Here is a 19,440-nt window from a genome sequence, read left to right on the forward strand (position 1 = left end):
TCCGGTCCGTTGTTTATTCAGAGCATGGGATGGCAGGGAAAACCGTCTGCTTTCCGCGGCTCACGGTACCCCGCGGAAAGGGAGTCATTTCCAAGGCCGCCTCCTACAAATCCCATGAAAGAAAGGGGTGATCTGAGCTCACATGTTACATAACAACACCAAGCAATCTGTTTTTTTAACGGTCAACAAAAATTTCAGTGCGGCCGTCATCCTCTTTGTAAATTTGATCTGCTGCGATTTCCGGGCTCTTCATCTTCTCCGGATGTTGAACGTGGTCGGTATCGTTCCAGAATGGTGTATTCATCCCGCCCATATAGACAGCGGTCGCTGTGATGCTTTCTTCTTCCCATTCCTTCTGCAGACTCTCTGTGAAGCCTCTGAGAGCAAATTTACTGGCGCAGTAGATGCTTTCGTTCTTTTTCCCGCGCAGGCCGGCTGTGGAAATGATATTCAACACGCGGCCTTCAGACTGCCGCAGACGGGGAAGGGCTGCCTGTGTCATAAGGATCGTCCCCTTGACGTTGGTTCCCAGCAATTGTTCTATATCGTTCTCAGAGTAGGAAGACAGCTCTCCGAAAATGCCGGTTCCAGCGTTATTGATCAATACATCGACGTGGTCGATATTCTCTACAGCCGAAGCGATGGAGGAAGGGGTTGTAATATCGCAGACGATAACCTCTGCGCGTCCGTTATTCTGTTCAATTTCCCTCTGAACAGCCGCTAAGGGTTCGTATTTCCTGCCACTCAATACAATGTGGTTTCCTTCCCGGGCATAGGTGTGGGCGAGAGCCCTTCCCAGTCCTGTTCCGGCACCTGTTATCCAAATCTTTGCCAATGAAATCAGCCTCCTTGTCCTGACATATATCCATTGTCGCTAAAGCCTGTTAGAATGTAAAGAAAGTACAGATAAGGGGGAGAAGGATGGAACGGAGATACAGCGACTATTCAGAGAGAGAGTTAAGGGATGAAATAGCCGAGCTGACAGAAAAAGCCCAGAAGGCGGAGCAGCTTGGCATGGTCAATGAATACGCTGTCCATGAACGGAAGATCATTATGGCTAAAGCCTATATGATGAATCCGGACGATTTCTCAGCAGGGGAAACCTACGAAATGGACGGAGACTATGAGCATACCTTCTTCATCGAATATATGAACGGAATTTTTGCCTGGGGATATCGGAAGCAGAATGGTCAAAAGGTGAGTACAGAAGAAGAGGCCCTGCCGATTTCCATGCTCGGCCGTCACGTACAGGAATAGAAAGTATCGAGTACACCGCTCTGCTTATCGGTGGATGACTGCCGTGGGAACGGCCTCAGCTGATTTGGTCAAGAAGATCGCCTGACCAATTGGATCTTCGGATCGTGCTGTTCCCGCAGGCGTTACCACCGAACGCTCCCCGCCATCATGCGCAGGGAGTAGACATATTTACAAAAAGGCGCTGGTAAAGGATGCTTTTCCTTTATCAGCGCCTTTTAAATACCAGGTGAACCCACGCATTCACAGAAACGGTACAGCCTCAGTTAAAAAAGACTGTCGAGGAATTCTCGACAGTCTGAACCGGTTACATAAGGTACCTGGTTTCTTTAGTTTCTTTAGTTTCTTTTTCTCATTTGAATTTCAGTGATCTGGTTCGCCTGCGTCTGCTCTGTTTCACCATTCACACGTCGGCTCATGTGCTTTGAGCTTCGGTGGGAATGAGAAGCCGGAGCGGCTTTGAAATTACGCTTACCCATGGTAATTCCTCCCTGTGTCGTTAACATCACGGTGTCTCGATCGGGCCGCGCGTTCCTGCGGCTTATTGTTGATCGTTCCGTTCGGACGCTTGTTCGAGTATTCACTCTGATCATCCGGTGCGTGGGTCATATGAACATTCGGGAAATTTTTGGCCTTGTTACGCATTCGTCACCCTCCTATGCCTCCGGGAAGAGGCAGGCTTAGTATACCCCGCCTGCTGCCTGTGATGTGTTATAATAAAGGGTAAACTATGGCAGAGACGGAGTGGTACCATGAATGAAATTTATCAGCGTCTGGCTGAAACCCTATATAAGAAGAACGAACATTTGACAATGGAAGAGGCCCTTACATGGGTCGAGCTTCTGTGGGAAGATTTCGAAACGACACGTGCGAAGGCAGGTCGTGAATACGAAGGAAAGAAAGTGACGGAACAGATTGTGACGCAGTGGATCCAAAATTACGGACCAAGGCTTCATGAGTTCGCAGCCACCAATTCGAAATACAAGAAAATGCTTGAGAAAAAAGGGGATCTGCATTAAAAAGGGAGCCCGTTCAAAGGAGGCCGCTGAAAACTCCTTCCTAATCAGGAGAAGTGGTTTAAAGTTGTTGATTCTCACGAATTGCTTGTCGATGGATGCTTGCCGCGGGCACGGCCTCAGCTAACTTGGTCAAGAAGATCACTTGACCAAGTGGGTCTTCGGCTCGCGCTGTTCCCGCAGGCGTCACCATCGAACGCTTCTCGTGAAATCAACGGTGTCCCATCTTTAAAAAGTGATTTGACTTTGATTTATAAAAGAAAATCCCTTTTTTTCTTGTACAACGAAAAGCCACATAAATATAAAAAAAGCGGATGGCATGGAATATTTTATCCATACCATCCGCTTTTTTAAAACTTTAGCCTTAACAAATCCTCATTCTTTCAGTGGCCTCTCTTCAAAGAGGTTTTTTTTCATTACGACTTCGATTCCATCGGACTGAGTTTATTCTGCAGTTTTTCCTCCGTGAACACCCAGCCGGTATAGGAATTGAGAATCTTCAAGTGGTCTCCATGCTCATCATCAATCTGCGCAACAGCTACAAAAGGATAACGTCCGCGGGAGCGGTAGCGCAGATCGATGAAACGGACTTCTGTATATTCGTCAAAGTAGCTTAATTCATAGCGGTAGACGGGTGAAAAGGACAGAAAGGCTTTGATGTTCTGGTCGGTTAATGCTTTTTGAACGACCGGATCATCGTAATCAATCGGTTTATTCACGAATCTGTCCAGAATTTTCAAATGTCCGTTTTCGGCCCTTCCTACGTAATAATGTTCCGGAGTCGTAATGGCAATCCGCCATATATTCTGCTTGATGGTGGGGGAGGTGGCAATCTGAGTCACTCCGTCCACATTTTCATGAATGAGGCGGACAAGTTCCCGTTTATCGAAATACCGTTTCACGTAATAAATGGCAATGACTCCGTAAATGATCAGCCACATCATTCCGGGTGAAGCCCCAAGGTTCCAAGCGACGATCCCGGCGATATGCAGAATGAAAATATAAGGGTCGAAGGTGTTGATGAAGCCATAAGCGACCCAGCGTTTCGTAATCGGACGGTAGGCCTGGGTCCCGTAGGCGTTGAAGATGTCTACGAATACGTGAAGAATGACCGCTAAAAAGCTCCACAGCCACAAATGCAGAAAGTTGACCTCCGGGTTAAATAAGTATATGATGCCGGGGATACTGATTCCCCATAAAAGGACCGCCGGAATGGAGTGGGTAATTCCACGGTGATGGCGGATGTAAACGGCATTGTTTTTCAGTTTCAGAACGGTGTCAATGTCCGGTGCCTGTGACCCGACGAGCGTGCCGATCAGGACAGCATTGAATAAAGCCGGATCAGAGCTTACGGCTGGGTCAAGCGTAGCGATACCGCCAAGAGCGACACCCATGACCACATGAGTACCAGTATCCAACGTACAAACCTCCTTTTTGGGTGACGAAAACGTTAAATAAGAAAGGTGTTTCCAGTGAAACCGAAAGAAAGAGTTCCCTTCCTATTGAATCATACCAATGTAAATGCTTTTAGAGATGATCTTATATCCTGGTTTAAAAAAGAGCAGAGAATCCTGCCCTGGCGGGAAAATCAGGACCCATACAGAGTCTGGGTATCAGAAATTATGCTCCAACAGACCCGTGTTGATACGGTTATTCCTTATTTTAACCATTTTATGAGCAGATTCCCAAGCCCCGAAGCCTTAGCCGAAGCCGATGAGCAGGAGGTTTTAAAGGCATGGGAGGGGTTAGGTTACTATTCCCGTGCTCGAAATTTGCAAAACGCTGTCAGGGAAGTTGTCGAATCCTATGACGGGGTAGTACCGAGTGACCCGGATGAACTTGGGAAACTGAAAGGCGTCGGCCCCTATACGAAAGGGGCGATCTTGAGTATAGCCTATGACACACCGGAGCCGGCTGTCGATGGAAATGTGATGCGGGTGCTTTCCCGTATTCTTTATGTAGAGGATGATATCAGTAAGCAGAGCACAAGAAAGCTGTTTGAAGAACTCGTCCGGCACTTGATCTCCAAAGAGGATCCATCCGCCTTCAATCAGGGTCTGATGGAGCTTGGTGCCCTTATCTGCACACCGAAGACACCGTCCTGTATGCTTTGTCCGGTGCAGGATCACTGCAGCGCCTTTGAAAAAGGAGCCGAAACCGAACTCCCTATTAAAGCGTCGAAGAAAAAACAGAAAAAAATCCCTTACCTGCTGCTTTTAATTGAAAATGACCAAGGTGAGGTATTGATTGAGCAGCGCCCCGGAGAAGGGCTTCTGGCCTCGCTGTGGCAGTATCCGATGGTTCCACTGGAAGATGTGGATCAGGAATCCGTACCGGTCTGGGTGTACGGGGAGTATGGTCTGAAGGTAGAACTCGGGGAAAAGGTGGATCATGTCCGTCATGTGTTTTCCCATTTGATCTGGGAAATGGATGTGGTCAGAGCCGTTGTGAAAAGCGGCCATCTCGATCATGAGCGGGCCAGGTTTGTCACCCGTGAAGCCATGCTTGATCATCCATTTCCCGTGTCCCATCAAAAAGCCCATCCGTATATTAGTCCGTAACTGTATGAGTGCCGCTGGTCCAGGAAGCTTCCTTTGCTTCCAGACCGCCGCGGCGCTCTATTTCTTTGTTGATTTCCCTGAGCAGCGTGACACCTTCTGCATTCAGATAGGGCGCGGCCTGCGACAGGGATGTATGAAAATACCCCAGCTCTTTTTCTTCCCAGTTTTGTTTGGGTTCCATCGTCAATCCAGCTAAATCTCTTCCAACATACATAAAAGAACAGCCTCCTTTTCCTCCTTAATGTATGTACAATTGTCCTGCTCATACAAACAAAATTCGACAAATACACATGTAACAAACCTGTAAAGTAAATGTAACGAAGTGTGGAAAACCTTGGTATCAAAGGGTTCGACTGGCTTTGTTGGTATTTGTAGAAGTTTTGGAGTATTTACAAACAATTGTCTTTTATGAATAATGGGATTTAGGTTATTTGATTGCACAATTATAACAATTCATACATAGGGGAGAGTAAAGAATACATGAATAAGAAAAAATTGGTTACGGCGGTCAGTGGAGCTTTGCTTGGGGCATCTGTTATGGGAACTTCAGTTTTTGCGGATGAATTGCACAAGGTTAAATCCGGGGATACAATCTGGGATTTGAGCAGGCAGTATGACGGATCTGTTTCAGAAATCAAATCATGGAATGGTCTGAATTCCAGCATGATTTACGTTGGTCAGAGTTTGATTGTTGAAAAAGATGCATCATCTTCACAGAAATCAACGTCGTCTTCCAATTCCGGAAGTGGATCGTACACTGTTAAAAGTGGTGATTCCCTTTGGGCGATTGCAGTAAACCACGGCATGTCTGTTTCTAAGTTGAAGAGCATGAATAATATTTCCAGTGATGTTATCCATCCTGGACAGAAGCTTTCTCTTTCTGGAAGTTCTTCCAGCTCCAGTAAGTCTACTTCTTCCAGCAGCTCAAGCTCTTCTTCATCTAAGTCAACAAGCACATATACCGTTCAGAGCGGTGATTCCCTTTCTGTTATTGCATACGAGTACGGAACATCCGTGTCCAGCCTTAAGAGCCTGAACGGCTTGTCCGGTACAACGATTTATGTAGGTCAGAAGTTGAAGGTAAGTGGTGAGGCGTCCACATCGTCTTCTTCATCTTCCTCTTCATCCTCTAGTCATACATCTACCACGAGTTCTTCAGGTTCAAACTCTGGATTTGTAGATGGACTGGTTGCAGAAGCTAAAAAGCACATCGGTACACCATATGTATGGGCAGGAAGCACCCCATCCGGTTTTGACTGCAGTGGATTCCTTAACTACGTATTCGCACAGGAAGGCGTAAGCATTCCACGTACAGTAGCTACCATTTATGCAGACAGCCGTATGCAGTCTGTCAGTGATTCCCAGCGCCAGGTTGGAGACATCGTCTTCTTTGAAACGTACAAGCCTGGTGCGTCTCACGCAGGAATCTACCTTGGAAACGGCAAGTTCATCCACACAGGTTCTACGAACGGCGTGGAAATCAGCTCCCTTTCCAGCAACTACTGGGGAAGCCGCTATATCGGTACGAAGCGTCTTGCCAACTAATCAAAGCATCAGAAAAGAGCGTCCCATCAAGGGTCGCTCTTTTTTTTGTGAAAAATTTCGATCGATGAGGAATGAAACAGAGGCTCGCTGTACACAATAATTTTTGCGGAGGTGATACACATGGCTAAGCAACCGAAACAAAACAAAACAGCAGCTGGTACGGATGTTAATCACGTAAAACAACAAAACCAACAAGCTGCTCAAGGGAATTCCCAATACGGCGCTGAGTTTGCCAAGCAGACAGATGCACAGCACGTAATCGAGCAGAACCAAAAATCTCAGGCGAAGAAAAAGTAACCTGAATCTTTGGCAGGTTGGCCGGGCTGTTTGATTAGCCTGTTGCAATCTCCCATGAGTAAGAGCCGTCCCGGCAACGGGCGGCTCTTTTTTCTATTTCTTCCTATATAATGGTCCATCTTGAATCCCCTCCCCGTTCTCTTGAAAAAAGAAAGGAGCGTCCGGCATACTTTTCAGAGTAATTGTTTTCATTCGCTTTCGTTTGTCGTTATAATAGACAGAAGGTGAAACGGTAAAGAAAGGGAAGGGGGGATCTTATGCCCGGCCCGGAAGCAGGGAAGCGGATTGAAATTCAAAGCTATAAGCATAATGGGCATTTACACCGTGTTTGGGAAAGTACAACGATATTAAAAGGAACGAGGCATGTCATCATTGGTGCCAATGACCGGACGACCGTCACAGAAAGCGATGGCCGCCGCTGGGTGACCAGAGAGCCTGCCATCTGTTATTTCCATTCCAAGTACTGGTTCAACGTCATCGGGATGATTCGGACAGACGGCGTGTACTATTACTGTAATATCAGCTCTCCCTTCATCTATGAGGACGGAACCATCAAGTACATCGATTATGATCTCGATGTGAAGGTGTTTCCGGATATGACGTACAAGATTTTAGATGAGGACGAGTATGAAGTTCATAAGAGAAGAATGAACTATCCTCACGTGCTGGACCGTATTCTGTATAACAATGTGGATATTTTACTTAGATGGATCAGGCAGAGAAAGGGACCTTTCTCGCCGGAGTTTATTGATCAGTGGTACGAAAGATATTTAACGTATAGATAATGAGTGGATGCGCACTTCTAAGGAGTGCGCTTCTCTTGTTGTTCAGGTGAAAGGAAGCAGGTGATTTTTTGGACAGCATCAAGAGGTACTTGAAGTTTGTCAAACCGTATAAAGGAAAAATAATTTTAACCGTTCTTATTGGAATCATTAAATTCTCCATTCCACTGCTGATGCCGTTGATAACGAAATATGTCATTGATGACATCATTAATGCAGATCAGATGGCCCAGTCGGAAAAAATGGATCAGCTGCTCTGGCTGATGGGCGGAGCGCTCTTCGTTTTCCTCGTGCTGAGACCGCCGGTGGAATATATCCGCCAGTATCTCGCCCAGTGGATCGGAAGCCACATCCTCTATGATATCCGTGAAAAGCTGTTCGATCATATCCAGCGTCTTAGTCTGCGGTTTTATTCCAGGACAAAGACGGGAGAGATCATTTCTCGTGTCATTCATGACGTCGAACAGACGAAGACGTTTGTCATCACAGGCCTGATGAACATCTGGCTCGATATGATCACGATTGTTGTTGCGGTTATTATCATGCTGACGATGGACCCATGGCTCACGCTTGTAGCGATTGCTTTATTCCCGTTTTACGGGTTTGCGGTCAAATACTTTTACGCTCGTCTCCGCCAGTTGACGCGCGATCGTTCCCAGGCCCTTGCTGAAGTCCAGGGGCATCTGCATGAACGCGTGCAGGGAGTTCCGGTCACTCGGAGTTTTGCTTTGGAAGACCATGAGCAGGCCCAGTTCGGTACGAAAAACAAAAACTTCCTGGATAAGGCGATTACGCACACCAATTGGAATGCGTACACGTATACCGTGACGAACACGATTACGGATCTGGCTCCACTGCTCGTCATTACCTTTGCCGGCTACCAGGTCATTACCGGCTCGTTGACGGTCGGTACGATGGTCGCGTTCATTGGCTACATGGACCGTGTGTACAATCCGCTGAGGAGACTTGTGAACTCAGCCACTGTCCTGACCCAGTCGATTGCTTCCATGGACCGTGTCTTTGAATTTGTCGATGAGGAATATGACATTGTCGATGAACCCGGGGCCAAGAAGCTGGAGCATGTAGAAGGTGATGTGCGCCTGGAGGGCGTTTCCTTCCGTTATGATGAAGAAGATCCGCTCGTGCTGAAGGATATCGATCTGCATATCCAAAAAGGAGAGACGATCGCCTTTGTCGGAATGAGTGGAGGTGGTAAGTCTACACTGATCAGCTTGATTCCAAGGTTTTACGACGTGACAGCAGGGAAAATCCTGTTGGATGGCACGGATATCCGAGAAGTTCAGGCTCGTTCGCTCCGTGATAAAATCGGGATGGTGCTGCAGGACAATATTTTGTTCAGTGAATCCATTGCGATGAACATCCGGATGGGAAACCCTGATGCGACAGATGAGGAAATGTTCGAAGCGGCCAAGGCAGCCAATGCTCATGACTTCATTATGGATCTTCCTAACGGGTACGACACCCTCGTCGGTGAGCGTGGAGTGAAGCTTTCCGGAGGACAGAAGCAGCGCGTCGCGATTGCGCGTGTCTTCCTGAAAAACCCACCGCTGTTAGTGCTCGATGAAGCGACGAGTGCGCTTGACCTGGAAAGTGAGCATCTCATCCAAGGGGCGCTGGAACGTCTTGCATCATCGCGGACGACATTCATTGTTGCCCACCGCTTATCAACAATCACGCATGCGGATCGGATTGTTCTCATTGAGAACGGAGAAATCGTTGAAGTCGGCCCCCACCACGAGTTAATGAGGAAGAAAGGTCATTATTATGATCTTTATCAAGTTCAGGAACTGGATGAACCAGCCACCTATTCCAATACGTAAAAGAAGGCATCCGCATGGGCGGATGCCTTTTTTGTGTCTTTAAAAAAAGTTTATGGTCTCAACTGACTGTACCCGAAGGCGTAACTTCCCAACATATGTGTCTCAGAACATCATCTTCTCTAATAAACCACTGGAGAACATCCTTTTTTAGTGAACCTGACAAAAAAAGACGGCCGGAAATCTTCCCGGCCGTCTAAAGTCCGCGTTAGCGGTACCTTCTTTCCTATTTGTCTGATGTCTGGATGAAGTCACCCTGGTGGTGGTTCTGGTAACTTTTCAACAGTCTCTTCAACCGCTCAAGCTGATAATGGTATTCCATCAGCTGCGAGGCGAGGGGAAGGAAAACGAGCTTATCGGGATTGTTGCTTTCTTCATACACATGCATCAGCCGCTCGACCAATAAAGGAATATCCGGTTCCTCGATCCGCCTGAGAGACTGCTTGTGCGTTCGTTTTATTCTTCCTTTCAAGCTCAACACCAGTTTCTCGTGGGCATTGATCAGCTTATCCAGTTCCTGAACGACGGCGTCCTGGAAATCCTCCGGGATCTGCTCGATCTTATGGTCCAGCCTGTAAAAGGCCTTCAGGACATCGAAAGATTTTTTCGTCGTCGTAATCAACTGTCGGAAGAGCACCATTTTCCTTCCTTTGGAAAATCGGCTGCCCTTGAAGTAGGTCCGTTCCTCTGAATACAGCAGGTACGTGTGATCCACCCAGCGCATGTCATCCTGAATCCTCGTAATTTCATATTTTAAAGCGGGCTCGTCCGACAACTGTCTCGTTGTCACGCGGAGCCACTGTAGAATATCATTGGTGGCGCTGTCGATTTTGGTGAACAATCGTGTTTCATACCTTGGAGGCAGGAAGACGAGGTTCACGATGAAAGCGGCCAGAATACCGAGAATCATGGATGCGAGTCGTGAGCCAGCGAAGTAAAGGAAGGTCTGGTCGGTGGCATCCATCAAGGCGATGACCGCTACGACCGCAAGAGATATCGTATTTTCGTTCATCTTCATCGTCGATGTGACTCCGATGACGAGGATAATCGCAAAGCCGACGACAAATGGGTCATTGCCAAGGGTGAATACGGCAACAATGGCAATCATGGCCCCGATGATGTTCCCCTGAAGTTGTTCAATAATCGATTGATAGGAACGGTAAATCGAAGGCTGAATGGAAAAAACAACAGCAATGGCAGCGAGTAATGGGGAGATGAATCCGATCAAGTGTCCGAAATAAAGAGCTATCCCGACCGCAAGACCTGTCTTCATCATCCGTGCGCCCAGTTTCATACAAGCATCATCCTTTTTACATGGAAACTCCTCGATTAAGGAGGACTGCCATCATTATACATGATAATAGGGCAGGAAGAACAAAAGAAAAAGGCTTATGCGTGAAAACAGCATAAGCCCAAGGGGAACCAGTCCCAAGAGCTGGTTCCTATGAAAAGGGAAAGAAATGAAACAAAGATCATAATTCGTGGGAATATTCAGAATTATAAATATATAATAGCATGGAATATCAGGATAAGCAACTCCCTTTCCATAAAAAAATCCCCTTCTTATCTAGGAAGAAGGGGATGGTGCTTATTCAGCGGCCATAATCTTGAATGTCTTCTCAACCGCTTCGAGTGTCTGATCGATATCTTCGTCCGTATGAGCGGTCGTTAAGAACCAGGCTTCATATTTAGATGGAGCAAGGTTGATGCCCTCAGCAAGCATCAATTTGAAGAAACGGGCAAACCGTTCTCCATTTGTGTTTTCCGCCTGCTCGTAGTTTTCTACCTTTTCATCTGTAAAGTAAACCGTTAAGGCTCCTTTCAGGCGGTTGATTTGTATCTGTACGCCTGCTTGTTCCGCGTGCTGGAGGATACCTTCTTCGAGTTTTTGACCGAGGCGGTCCATCTCGTCGTACACACCTTCCTGTTGAAGGATTTCCAGACAGGCGATTCCTGCTGACATGGACGCGGGGTTACCAGCCATGGTTCCTGCCTGATAAGCCGGTCCGAGCGGTGCGACCTGTTCCATGATGTCGGCCCGTCCGCCATAGGCACCGATCGGCAGCCCGCCGCCGATGATTTTACCCATCGCGGTCATGTCCGGTTCGATGTTCAACAACTGCTGGGCGCTTCCATATGTAAAGCGGAAGGCCGTGATGACTTCATCATAGATGACAAGCGCGCCTGCTTCATGGGTCAGCTCATTCACAGCTTCCAGGAAACCAGGATTTGGCTCAACAATTCCGAAGTTGCCGACGATCGGTTCAACAAGGACCCCTGCAATTTCATCGCCATACTTGCGGAGTGCTTCCTTGAACGGTTCAATGTCGTTGAATGGAACGGTAATGACATCCTGGGCGATCGATGACGGTACTCCTGCAGAATCCGGTGTACCAAGTGTGGAAGGTCCGGATCCAGCGGCGACGAGGACAAGGTCGGAGTGACCGTGGTAGCAGCCGGCGAATTTAATGATTTTATTCCGGCCGGTGTATGCCCGCGCGACACGGATCGTCGTCATGACCGCTTCCGTTCCGGAGTTTACAAACCGGACTTTATCAAGGGAAGGGATGGCATCTTTCAACATTTTAGCAAACCGGTTTTCGAGAACCGTCGGTGTCCCGTACAGGACGCCGTTCTGTGCTGCCTTCGTGATCGCCTCCGTAATATGCGGGTGGGCATGTCCGGTGATGATCGGCCCGTAGGCACCAAGGTAATCGATGTATTCGTTGCCGTCGACATCATAGAAACGGGAGCCTTGCGCTTTGTCCATATAGACCGGTGTCCCACCCCCGACACCTTTATAGGCGCGTGAAGGAGAGTTCACCCCGCCGACGATGTGTGCTTCGGCTTCTTTATATAATTGTTCTGAACGTGGAATGTTCATGCTATACCTCCTAACAACTGTTTCACTTTCTCATTGTAGCATGTTTGTCCATGTCACAAGATAGAAAAAGACCGTCCTGACTCAGCAGGCCGGTCTTTCTCTGTGTTTCAATACGAACCTATGCAGCTGTCCGGTCGCACCCATGAGGAATATACACTGGTTTATGGTCATCCCATCAGTTGATGTTCTTCTTAGTATACGAACGCTGCACCAACGATAATTAGAAGGATGAAAAGAACAACGATCAGCGCAAAGCCTCCGCCATATCCGTAACCCATTACAATTCCCCCTTTCCACGGTTTACTGTATCTTATGCCTTTCCCTGAAAAGCGGGCTGTGCATCCGCCCGTTTTTCAGCAAATATCTTCGAGCACCGGAGGCATATCCATCTCGGAAAAGACATAAGAAAAAGTAAAGCCTGTCACCCATGTCCACCTGGATGATAAGAAGGAGCACGCTATGGTTACGATTATCGTCAGCATCCTTTTACTGCTTCTGATGGGGGCGAGTCTCCGGCAGATCTTTCACTCCCTGGAAATCGAGCATAAAATTTTTTCGAGTCAGCTGTTCATTGCCGTGATGCTTCTGTACACCATCGTGATGATTGGCTTCGGCCTCATATATACGGTGCTGATTCTGGAAGGGGTGGATGTATACCGGACAGGCATCCCTTCCAGGCGGGTATCATGGATCGAAGAATTCATACGTAGTATCTATTTCAGCGGTGTCACATTATTTACCGTCGGCTATGGAGATATGCTGCCTGTAGGGGTGGGGAAGTGGCTGGCGATTCTAGAGGCTATGATCGGTTACACGCTTCCCGCGGCTCTTGCCGCCAAAGTATGGCAGACGAACAAAAAAAGAGACTGAGATTGGAAGTTTCCTTCTGAGTAAGGTACCCTAGAGGATAGATATCTTTAAGGAGGGTGCTTATATGTCTATAGAAAAAGGAAAGCAAGTGGAAGATTTCACACTGCCGGCAAGTAATGGGGAATCCGTTTCTTTGTCTGATTACAAAGGAAAGAACGTCGTCCTGTACTTTTATCCGAAAGATATGACGCCGGGGTGCACGACAGAAGCCTGTGACTTCCGTGATCATCATGAAAGTTTCGAAGATCTGGACGCTGTCATTCTTGGTGTCAGCCCGGACCCGGTTGATTCTCATGAGAAATTCATTAACAAGCATGATCTTCCGTTTATGCTTCTTGCAGATGAAGACCACAAGGTTTCCGAGGAGTTTGGCGTATGGAAGCTGAAGAAAAACTTCGGCAAGGAGTATTACGGCATCGAGCGCTCCACTTTCATCATTGATAAAGAGGGGAACCTTGCTGAGGAGTTCCGCAAAGTGAAAGTAGAGGGCCACGTGGAAGCGGCTCTTCAATACATCCGTGAAAACCTTCAATAAGAACAGCTTGAAACCATAGTCCATAGGTGACTATGGTTTCTTTATAAGCTAAGATAAAGAAAAAGAGGATGGAGGGGACACGATGAAGATTGTTTCAGCTATTAAAAGGGTTCCGGAATCAATCCGGATTCATTTGAGCCGTCGTTTTGACGAGGTGGATTTCGTTTTCTGTCACGGGATGCATGAGGCGCAGCATTATTTAGCAGAAGCCGATGTGTTCATTACATACGGGGAGGATCTGGATGAAGAGAAAATCCAGGTCGCTAAGAAATTGAAATGGATCATGGTCTTGTCGGCAGGCATGGACCGGATGCCTTTTGACGAAATCAAAAAGCGCGGCATCCTTGTGACCAACGTCCGCGGCATTCATGCCAAGCCGATGGCGGAGTACGCGATATCCATGCTGCTGCAGGTGGCAAGAAAAGCCAAGACGCTGATGAAGCAGGAACAGAAGCGGGAATGGAGCCGGAGAGCTGAGATGAATGAAATCAGTGAACGCACGATGGTGCTGCTCGGCACAGGGGCCATCGCTCAGGAAACGGCCCGCCTTGCCGGAGCTTTCGGGATGACAACGATCGGCCTGTCCAAGTCCGGACGGCCGAAGGTGCATTTTGACCAGGTGTACCCGATTTCCGACATCCACCTGATCCTGCCGAAAGCTGATTTTATGGTTGCTGTCCTGCCGAGCACCGAAGAGACAAGGGGCATGCTGACTCACGCCCATTTTGCTGCCATGCCTGATCATGCGGTCTTTTTGAACATGGGAAGAGGGGATCTTGTTCCGGCTGACGTCATTATGGATGCTGTCACCACCGATGAAATCGCCCATGCCGTACTTGATGTGTTTGAAGAAGAGCCGCTTCCGGAGGCTCATCCATTCTGGGGAGAGGAAAATGTGACGGTAACGCCGCACATCTCAGGCATTTCTCCTCATTATGTGCCGCGCGGCTTTGCCATTTTTGAAGAAAACCTTGAGGTGTTCCTGAACGGAGACGGTGAGTTGAGAAATATTATTGATCCAGAACGGGGGTATTGAGATGCGTATTTATACAAGATCCGGTGATAAGGGGCAGACTTCCTTGATTTACGGCCAGCGTGTCGCGAAGAATGATGTAAGAGTGGAGGCCTACGGAACGTGTGATGAGGCTAATTCAACCATAGGCGTTGCGCTCAGTCATCTAAGGAAGGAAGACTGGACGGATAAGGCAGCTTTCATGCAGACGATGGAGAAAATCCAGACGATTCTCTTTCATGTAGGGGCGGAGCTTGCTACACCCAAGGGGAAGGATGTCACTTGGAAGCTGAAGCAGGAGCATATTGAAGACCTTGAACAGCAGATTGATACGTGGGACCAGGAACTTGACCCGTTGAAGAATTTCATACTACCATCAGGGCATGAAGCGTCAGCCGCCCTCCATCTGTCCCGTACCGTTGTGCGCAGAGCAGAACGACTGGCCGTTACGCTGGAGGATGAACTGAACAACCCGCTAGTTGTGTCCTATCTGAACCGCTTATCGGATTTCCTGTTTGTTGCGGCCAGATATGTGAATAAGAAGCTGAGCGGAAAGGAAACACCCCTCCATCCCGATGTGTAATCCAACGTGGAATGCGGGCTTCCATATTGACAACCGGTTTACGGAAAGGTTACACTAATTGTAAGCATTCTAATGTAATAATTTTATAAATCAAGAATCATTTTATGAAAGCGAGGTGCATGACCGTGTCTGATCATCGACTCCAGGATGCGATTGATACATTGAAATCATCCGGCGTCCGAATCACTCCACAGCGTCATGCGGTGCTTGAATTCCTGCTTAATGCAATGACCCACCCTACAGCTGATGAAATATACAAAGCGCTGGAAAGTAAATTCCCAAACATGAGTGTGGCCACTGTTTATAACAACCTGCGCGTGTTCAAGGATATCGGATTGGTCCGGGAGCTTACTTATGGAGACTCCTCAAGCCGGTTCGACTGTAATACGAGTGACCACTACCATGCGATCTGCAACAACTGCGGAAAAATCGTGGATTTCCACTATCCAAGCCTTAACGAAGTTGAATCATTAGCTGAACAGGTGACGGGATTTGACGTAAGCCATCATCGTATGGAAGTCTATGGAACGTGTTCCAAATGTCAATCAGAAATGGCCCACTAAACTGAAAGCCCTGCGCTTTCAGTTTTTTTATGGCATTTTTTATGAATGGATACAAAAAAAAGACCCGTGGATAACGGGTCCGGACGGCTCAGGACTGTGTAGGAGCCTTTTCGTTTCGGTATTTCTTCTTATTGTACTTCTCATCGAAATCTTTACCTTCCAGGGACTTGTCCATCGTCAGCGGCTGGTCACAATGCATGCAGGCGTCGACCCGTCCGAGCATCTTGGTCGGTTTCTCGCATGAAGGACAGATGATCTGGATGGTCCTGGTGGAGAGCATGCCGATCCAGAAGTAAACGACGGTGCTTAGTCCGACAAAGCCCATCCCTAAAATCATGAACGTTGCCATAAGCCAGACGATGTCCTTGAACAACAGGCCGATGTACATGACTCCGATACCGAGAAAAATCAGCCAGAAAGCAAAAGAACGGATCTTGTTGATTTTACTGCTGTATTTTAACGCCACTAAGGCTCCCTCCTTACTTATCTACCACGTAGTATAGCATATTTTTCTAGGAACAAATACAATACGGAAAAAGGATTTTGGCGCATCGTAGCGAATTAACACAGGAAAGGGAAATTGAATATGGGGGAAAGACAATGGAAGATTTATTACGCCCGATTTATCAGGAAAGAGCCAGCCAGAGCAGTACCCTGGGGATCCTGATCCTGGAAAAGAACAAACCAATCAGTCCGGTCACGGATAACTTTGATGTGATTCTCTTCATTATCGTACGGGATGCAGAAGAACTGTGGTATGTGAAGCACTATGAATTTGAGAACAAATCAGCAGCAATGCATATTGTGGATGAAACCCTCCTCCATCACTGGATTGACACCAGCTCCTACCGGCGGGCGGTGGAATGGGTGATTAATGGAAGCATCATCTTTGAAAGAAATGAATATGTGACTTTAATGAAAGAGCACCTTAGAGAGTTTCCTCAAAAAAACCGCAGCCTGAAAAAAGCGATAGAATTCGCCAAACTGATACGAAGCTACAGTGAATCCAAGGATCTTTATGATTCTGAACAATATTTGGATTCCTACAGCAGAATGGTGAGCTCGCTACATTATTTAGCCCGGTTGTCCATTATAGAGAAAGGTTTTCATCCGGAAGTCACCGTATGGAATCAGGTGAAACGGATTGAGCCTGAAATCTATAAACTCTATCAGGAGTTAATTGAGAGTGGGGAGCCGACGGAAAAACGGATCCAGCTAATGATTCTGGCCGTTGAACATTCCATCAGCAAGCGAGCCCGTTCCAGCGCCCGGCATTTGCTGGACTTGATGAACGACAGAGAAGAGCCGTGGTCATTCGGCGAATTGAAAGTCCATCCGGAAATTCAGGAATATATACTGGATCTATCCTCGATGATCGAGTATCTCGTTGAGCACGGAGCCATCGAGGTGATCCCCCAGGAAACGAAGGGACCGCAGATTTTCCACCGCACCTATAAGCCTGTAGAACAACCCGACCATTTATAGTTGAAAGTCCTCTTCCATCAATTTATTAAAGGAAGAGGACTTTTTTTATAAAAACCATTGACCGTTCTAAAACAAGCGTGCTATATTATTAAACGTCGCATTAAGAGCGACTGAGCGGAACGAGAGACTCCGTGAGAAAACAGCAAAAAAGTTATTGACTTCAATAACGTTGCGTGATAAATTATTACTTGTCGCTTTAAGAGAGCGGCATGGTGCTGAGAAGCGCTAAAACAAATCACAAAAAAGTTGTTGACACTAACAGCTCACCGTGATAATCTAGTAAATGTCGCTAAAAACGAAAGCAAAACACTTTCTCAACTTAATGAAAAAAGTTGTTGACACGAAAAACAACGCATGTTAAGATGATTGAGTCGCTGTTTTTAAACGGCCGACAACATTTGATCTTTGAAAACTGAACGAACCAACCAGTACGTCAAAACATTTCTTCTTTAATGAAGAAATTTGAAACAAGCACATTCGGTGTGCAGATGAGCAAGTCAAACTACTTTTATGGAGAGTTTGATCCTGGCTCAGGACGAACGCTGGCGGCGTGCCTAATACATGCAAGTCGAGCGCGGGAAGTGAGCAGATCCCTTCGGGGTGAAGCTCGTGGAACGAGCGGCGGACGGGTGAGTAACACGTGGGCAACCTGCCTGTAAGATCGGAATAACCCCGGGAAACCGGGGCTAATGCCGGGTAATACTTTTCTTCGCATGAAGATAAGTTGAAAGATGGCTTCTCGCTATCACTTACAGATGGGCCCGCGGCGCATTAGCTAGTTGGTGAGGTAACGGCTCACCAAGGCAACGATGCGTAGCCGACCTGAGAGGGTGATCGGCCACACTGGGACTGAGACACGGCCCAGACTCCTACGGGAGGCAGCAGTAGGGAATCTTCCGCAATGGACGAAAGTCTGACGGAGCAACGCCGCGTGAACGATGAAGGTCTTCGGATCGTAAAGTTCTGTTGTCAGGGAAGAACAAGTGCCGTGCGAATAGAGCGGTACCTTGACGGTACCTGACGAGGAAGCCCCGGCTAACTACGTGCCAGCAGCCGCGGTAATACGTAGGGGGCAAGCGTTGTCCGGAATTATTGGGCGTAAAGCGCGCGCAGGCGGTTCCTTAAGTCTGATGTGAAAGCCCACGGCTCAACCGTGGAGGGTCATTGGAAACTGGGGAACTTGAGGACAGAAGAGGAGAGTGGAATTCCACGTGTAGCGGTGAAATGCGTAGATATGTGGAGGAACACCAGTGGCGAAGGCGACTCTCTGGTCTGTTTCTGACGCTGAGGTGCGAAAGCGTGGGTAGCAAACAGGATTAGATACCCTGGTAGTCCACGCCGTAAACGATGAGTGCTAGGTGTTAGGGGGCTTCCACCCCTTAGTGCTGAAGTTAACGCATTAAGCACTCCGCCTGGGGAGTACGGCCGCAAGGCTGAAACTCAAAGGAATTGACGGGGGCCCGCACAAGCGGTGGAGCATGTGGTTTAATTCGAAGCAACGCGAAGAACCTTACCAGGTCTTGACATCCTTGGACCTCCCTAGAGATAGGGATTTCCCTTCGGGGACCAAGTGACAGGTGGTGCATGGTTGTCGTCAGCTCGTGTCGTGAGATGTTGGGTTAAGTCCCGCAACGAGCGCAACCCCTAATCTTAGTTGCCAGCATTCAGTTGGGCACTCTAAGGTGACTGCCGGTGACAAACCGGAGGAAGGCGGGGATGACGTCAAATCATCATGCCCCTTATGACCTGGGCTACACACGTGCTACAATGGATGGTACAAAGGGCAGCGAAGCCGCGAGGTGTAGCAAATCCCATAAAACCATTCTCAGTTCGGATTGCAGGCTGCAACTCGCCTGCATGAAGCCGGAATCGCTAGTAATCGCGGATCAGCATGCCGCGGTGAATACGTTCCCGGGCCTTGTACACACCGCCCGTCACACCACGAGAGTTGGCAACACCCGAAGTCGGTGAGGTAACCTTTTTGGAGCCAGCCGCCGAAGGTGGGGCCAATGATTGGGGTGAAGTCGTAACAAGGTAGCCGTATCGGAAGGTGCGGCTGGATCACCTCCTTTCTAAGGATATTACGGAAACGTACTGTGTTGGTTGTTCAGTTTTGAGAGATCAAAGCATCTTTCAAATTTGTGAACCTTGAAAACTGGATAAGGAATTATGACTCATCTAGCGATGAGATCATGATGACAAGACATCTAATTGA

General features: G+C 47.8%; 22 protein-coding genes and 1 rRNA gene. 14 read left to right on the top strand and 9 right to left on the bottom strand.

Translation table 11 applies throughout. From position 1 onward, the window contains the following. Positions 1-175 precede the first annotated feature (175 nt). Entirely contained in the window at positions 176-835 is a 660-nt protein-coding gene (locus tag ACXAD6_RS03530; protein ID WP_474967674.1) for an SDR family NAD(P)-dependent oxidoreductase, read from the bottom strand. Between the two features lie 86 nt (positions 836-921). Here ACXAD6_RS03530 and ACXAD6_RS03535 point away from each other — a divergent pair, with 86 nt between their 5' ends. Then, the gene (locus ACXAD6_RS03535) at positions 922-1,257 is read left to right on the top strand and encodes a YfhH family protein (protein ID WP_474967675.1); all 336 of its coding nucleotides are present in this window, start codon (positions 922-924) and stop codon (positions 1,255-1,257) included. Between the two features lie 335 nt (positions 1,258-1,592). Here ACXAD6_RS03535 and ACXAD6_RS03540 read toward each other — a convergent pair whose 3' ends face one another. Together ACXAD6_RS03540 and sspK are read right to left on the bottom strand one after the other, a co-directional pair. Further along, positions 1,593-1,733, bottom strand: a complete 141-nt coding sequence (locus ACXAD6_RS03540; protein ID WP_160838703.1) for a YpzG family protein — start codon at positions 1,731-1,733, stop codon at positions 1,593-1,595. Further along, positions 1,726-1,899, bottom strand: a complete 174-nt coding sequence (gene sspK, locus ACXAD6_RS03545; protein ID WP_084163184.1) for a small acid-soluble spore protein K — start codon at positions 1,897-1,899, stop codon at positions 1,726-1,728. Before sspK ends, ACXAD6_RS03540 begins: the two co-directional genes overlap by 8 nt. A gap of 107 nt (positions 1,900-2,006) precedes the next feature. Here sspK and ACXAD6_RS03550 point away from each other — a divergent pair, with 107 nt between their 5' ends. Beyond that, positions 2,007-2,273, top strand: coding sequence for a YfhJ family protein (locus tag ACXAD6_RS03550; protein WP_474967676.1), 267 nt, complete (start codon positions 2,007-2,009; stop codon positions 2,271-2,273). A 413-nt stretch (positions 2,274-2,686) separates the two neighbouring features. Here the strand turns inward: ACXAD6_RS03550 and ACXAD6_RS03555 are convergent, their stop codons facing one another. Further along, entirely contained in the window at positions 2,687-3,688 is a 1,002-nt protein-coding gene (locus ACXAD6_RS03555; RefSeq protein WP_474967677.1) for a metal-dependent hydrolase, read from the bottom strand. Positions 3,689-3,742: 54 nt separating this feature from the next. On the opposite strand from ACXAD6_RS03555, the gene mutY reads away from it, so the two are divergent. Then, positions 3,743-4,831 carry an A/G-specific adenine glycosylase gene (gene mutY / locus ACXAD6_RS03560; RefSeq protein WP_474967678.1) on the top strand — a complete coding sequence of 363 codons (1,089 nt, stop codon included), beginning with the start codon at positions 3,743-3,745 and terminating at the stop codon, positions 4,829-4,831. On the opposite strand, the gene ACXAD6_RS03565 is transcribed toward mutY, so the two are convergent. Next, positions 4,821-5,045, bottom strand: coding sequence for a hypothetical protein (locus ACXAD6_RS03565; protein WP_027956061.1), 225 nt, complete (start codon positions 5,043-5,045; stop codon positions 4,821-4,823). The two genes, mutY and ACXAD6_RS03565, sit on opposite strands and share 11 nt — an antisense overlap. Before the next feature lie 266 nt (positions 5,046-5,311). Between ACXAD6_RS03565 and ACXAD6_RS03570 the strand changes: the two genes are divergently transcribed. From ACXAD6_RS03570 to ACXAD6_RS03585, 4 genes are all read left to right on the top strand, one after another. Further along, positions 5,312-6,376 carry a C40 family peptidase gene (locus ACXAD6_RS03570; protein WP_474967679.1) on the top strand — a complete coding sequence of 355 codons (1,065 nt, stop codon included), beginning with the start codon at positions 5,312-5,314 and terminating at the stop codon, positions 6,374-6,376. Positions 6,377-6,496: 120 nt separating this feature from the next. Then, on the top strand, positions 6,497-6,673 hold the full coding sequence (locus tag ACXAD6_RS03575) for a gamma-type small acid-soluble spore protein (protein WP_474967680.1): 177 nt from the start codon (positions 6,497-6,499) through the stop codon (positions 6,671-6,673). A 257-nt stretch (positions 6,674-6,930) separates the two neighbouring features. Continuing rightward, on the top strand, positions 6,931-7,458 hold the full coding sequence (gene ntdP / locus ACXAD6_RS03580) for a nucleoside tri-diphosphate phosphatase (protein WP_027956058.1): 528 nt from the start codon (positions 6,931-6,933) through the stop codon (positions 7,456-7,458). Between the two features lie 68 nt (positions 7,459-7,526). Further along, positions 7,527-9,296, top strand: a complete 1,770-nt coding sequence (locus ACXAD6_RS03585) for an ABC transporter ATP-binding protein (protein WP_474967681.1) — start codon at positions 7,527-7,529, stop codon at positions 9,294-9,296. 223 nt (positions 9,297-9,519) lie between these two features. Here ACXAD6_RS03585 and ACXAD6_RS03590 read toward each other — a convergent pair whose 3' ends face one another. The 3 genes from ACXAD6_RS03590 to ACXAD6_RS03600 all read right to left on the bottom strand — a co-directional run bounded on the left by ACXAD6_RS03590 (position 9,520) and on the right by ACXAD6_RS03600 (position 12,455). After that, entirely contained in the window at positions 9,520-10,587 is a 1,068-nt protein-coding gene (locus ACXAD6_RS03590; protein ID WP_474967682.1) for an FUSC family protein, read from the bottom strand. Between the two features lie 294 nt (positions 10,588-10,881). Then, positions 10,882-12,177, bottom strand: coding sequence for a glutamate-1-semialdehyde 2,1-aminomutase (locus ACXAD6_RS03595; RefSeq protein ID WP_474967683.1), 1,296 nt, complete (start codon positions 12,175-12,177; stop codon positions 10,882-10,884). 191 nt (positions 12,178-12,368) lie between these two features. Continuing rightward, positions 12,369-12,455 (bottom strand): YjcZ family sporulation protein, encoded by an 87-nt coding sequence (locus tag ACXAD6_RS03600; RefSeq protein WP_079478425.1) that lies wholly within the window; start codon positions 12,453-12,455, stop codon positions 12,369-12,371. Between the two features lie 181 nt (positions 12,456-12,636). Between ACXAD6_RS03600 and ACXAD6_RS03605 the strand changes: the two genes are divergently transcribed. The 5 genes from ACXAD6_RS03605 to perR all read left to right on the top strand — a co-directional run bounded on the left by ACXAD6_RS03605 (position 12,637) and on the right by perR (position 15,740). Then, complete coding sequence (locus tag ACXAD6_RS03605) at positions 12,637-13,047, top strand: potassium channel family protein (RefSeq protein ID WP_474967684.1); 411 nt, start codon at positions 12,637-12,639, stop codon at positions 13,045-13,047. Between the two features lie 64 nt (positions 13,048-13,111). Beyond that, positions 13,112-13,582: a thioredoxin-dependent thiol peroxidase gene (gene bcp / locus ACXAD6_RS03610; protein WP_027956053.1), complete on the top strand. Its 471-nt coding sequence runs from the start codon at positions 13,112-13,114 to the stop codon at positions 13,580-13,582. A gap of 82 nt (positions 13,583-13,664) precedes the next feature. Continuing rightward, positions 13,665-14,618: a D-2-hydroxyacid dehydrogenase gene (locus ACXAD6_RS03615; protein WP_474967685.1), complete on the top strand. Its 954-nt coding sequence runs from the start codon at positions 13,665-13,667 to the stop codon at positions 14,616-14,618. A 1-nt stretch (position 14,619) separates the two neighbouring features. Beyond that, positions 14,620-15,177, top strand: a complete 558-nt coding sequence (locus ACXAD6_RS03620) for a cob(I)yrinic acid a,c-diamide adenosyltransferase (RefSeq protein WP_474967686.1) — start codon at positions 14,620-14,622, stop codon at positions 15,175-15,177. 119 nt (positions 15,178-15,296) lie between these two features. After that, complete coding sequence (gene perR, locus ACXAD6_RS03625) at positions 15,297-15,740, top strand: peroxide-responsive transcriptional repressor PerR (RefSeq protein WP_035532548.1); 444 nt, start codon at positions 15,297-15,299, stop codon at positions 15,738-15,740. Between the two features lie 88 nt (positions 15,741-15,828). Here perR and ACXAD6_RS03630 read toward each other — a convergent pair whose 3' ends face one another. After that, entirely contained in the window at positions 15,829-16,206 is a 378-nt protein-coding gene (locus ACXAD6_RS03630; protein ID WP_027956049.1) for a YgzB family protein, read from the bottom strand. 134 nt (positions 16,207-16,340) lie between these two features. Between ACXAD6_RS03630 and ACXAD6_RS03635 the strand changes: the two genes are divergently transcribed. Both ACXAD6_RS03635 and ACXAD6_RS03640 read left to right on the top strand, forming a co-directional pair. Beyond that, the gene (locus ACXAD6_RS03635; RefSeq protein ID WP_474967687.1) at positions 16,341-17,225 is read left to right on the top strand and encodes a nucleotidyltransferase-like protein; all 885 of its coding nucleotides are present in this window, start codon (positions 16,341-16,343) and stop codon (positions 17,223-17,225) included. Between the two features lie 507 nt (positions 17,226-17,732). Further along, positions 17,733-19,297, top strand: a 16S ribosomal RNA gene (locus ACXAD6_RS03640). The last annotated feature ends 143 nt before the right edge of the window (positions 19,298-19,440 follow it).

It is taken from the genome of Halobacillus sp. ABH2_015 (assembly GCF_056158945.1).

Bases quoted from the DNA above. Each gene is read 5' to 3' on its own strand.
- bcp (WP_027956053.1), top strand. From the start codon at position 13,112: ATGTCTATAGAAAAAGGAAAGCAAGTGGAAGATTTCACACTGCCGGCA.
- ACXAD6_RS03570 (WP_474967679.1), top strand. From the start codon at position 5,312: ATGAATAAGAAAAAATTGGTTACGGCGGTCAGTGGAGCTTTGCTTGGG.
- ACXAD6_RS03575 (WP_474967680.1), top strand. From the start codon at position 6,497: ATGGCTAAGCAACCGAAACAAAACAAAACAGCAGCTGGTACGGATGTT.
- ACXAD6_RS03605 (WP_474967684.1), top strand. From the start codon at position 12,637: ATGGTTACGATTATCGTCAGCATCCTTTTACTGCTTCTGATGGGGGCG.
- ACXAD6_RS03550 (WP_474967676.1), top strand. From the start codon at position 2,007: ATGAATGAAATTTATCAGCGTCTGGCTGAAACCCTATATAAGAAGAAC.
- ACXAD6_RS03540 (WP_160838703.1), bottom strand. From the start codon at position 1,733: ATGGGTAAGCGTAATTTCAAAGCCGCTCCGGCTTCTCATTCCCACCGA.
- perR (WP_035532548.1), top strand. From the start codon at position 15,297: ATGACCGTGTCTGATCATCGACTCCAGGATGCGATTGATACATTGAAA.
- ACXAD6_RS03595 (WP_474967683.1), bottom strand. From the start codon at position 12,177: ATGAACATTCCACGTTCAGAACAATTATATAAAGAAGCCGAAGCACAC.
- ACXAD6_RS03635 (WP_474967687.1), top strand. From the start codon at position 16,341: ATGGAAGATTTATTACGCCCGATTTATCAGGAAAGAGCCAGCCAGAGC.
- ACXAD6_RS03620 (WP_474967686.1), top strand. From the start codon at position 14,620: ATGCGTATTTATACAAGATCCGGTGATAAGGGGCAGACTTCCTTGATT.
- ntdP (WP_027956058.1), top strand. From the start codon at position 6,931: ATGCCCGGCCCGGAAGCAGGGAAGCGGATTGAAATTCAAAGCTATAAG.
- sspK (WP_084163184.1), bottom strand. From the start codon at position 1,899: ATGCGTAACAAGGCCAAAAATTTCCCGAATGTTCATATGACCCACGCA.
- ACXAD6_RS03535 (WP_474967675.1), top strand. From the start codon at position 922: ATGGAACGGAGATACAGCGACTATTCAGAGAGAGAGTTAAGGGATGAA.
- ACXAD6_RS03565 (WP_027956061.1), bottom strand. From the start codon at position 5,045: ATGTATGTTGGAAGAGATTTAGCTGGATTGACGATGGAACCCAAACAA.
- ACXAD6_RS03590 (WP_474967682.1), bottom strand. From the start codon at position 10,587: ATGAAACTGGGCGCACGGATGATGAAGACAGGTCTTGCGGTCGGGATA.
- ACXAD6_RS03600 (WP_079478425.1), bottom strand. From the start codon at position 12,455: ATGGGTTACGGATATGGCGGAGGCTTTGCGCTGATCGTTGTTCTTTTC.
- ACXAD6_RS03615 (WP_474967685.1), top strand. From the start codon at position 13,665: ATGAAGATTGTTTCAGCTATTAAAAGGGTTCCGGAATCAATCCGGATT.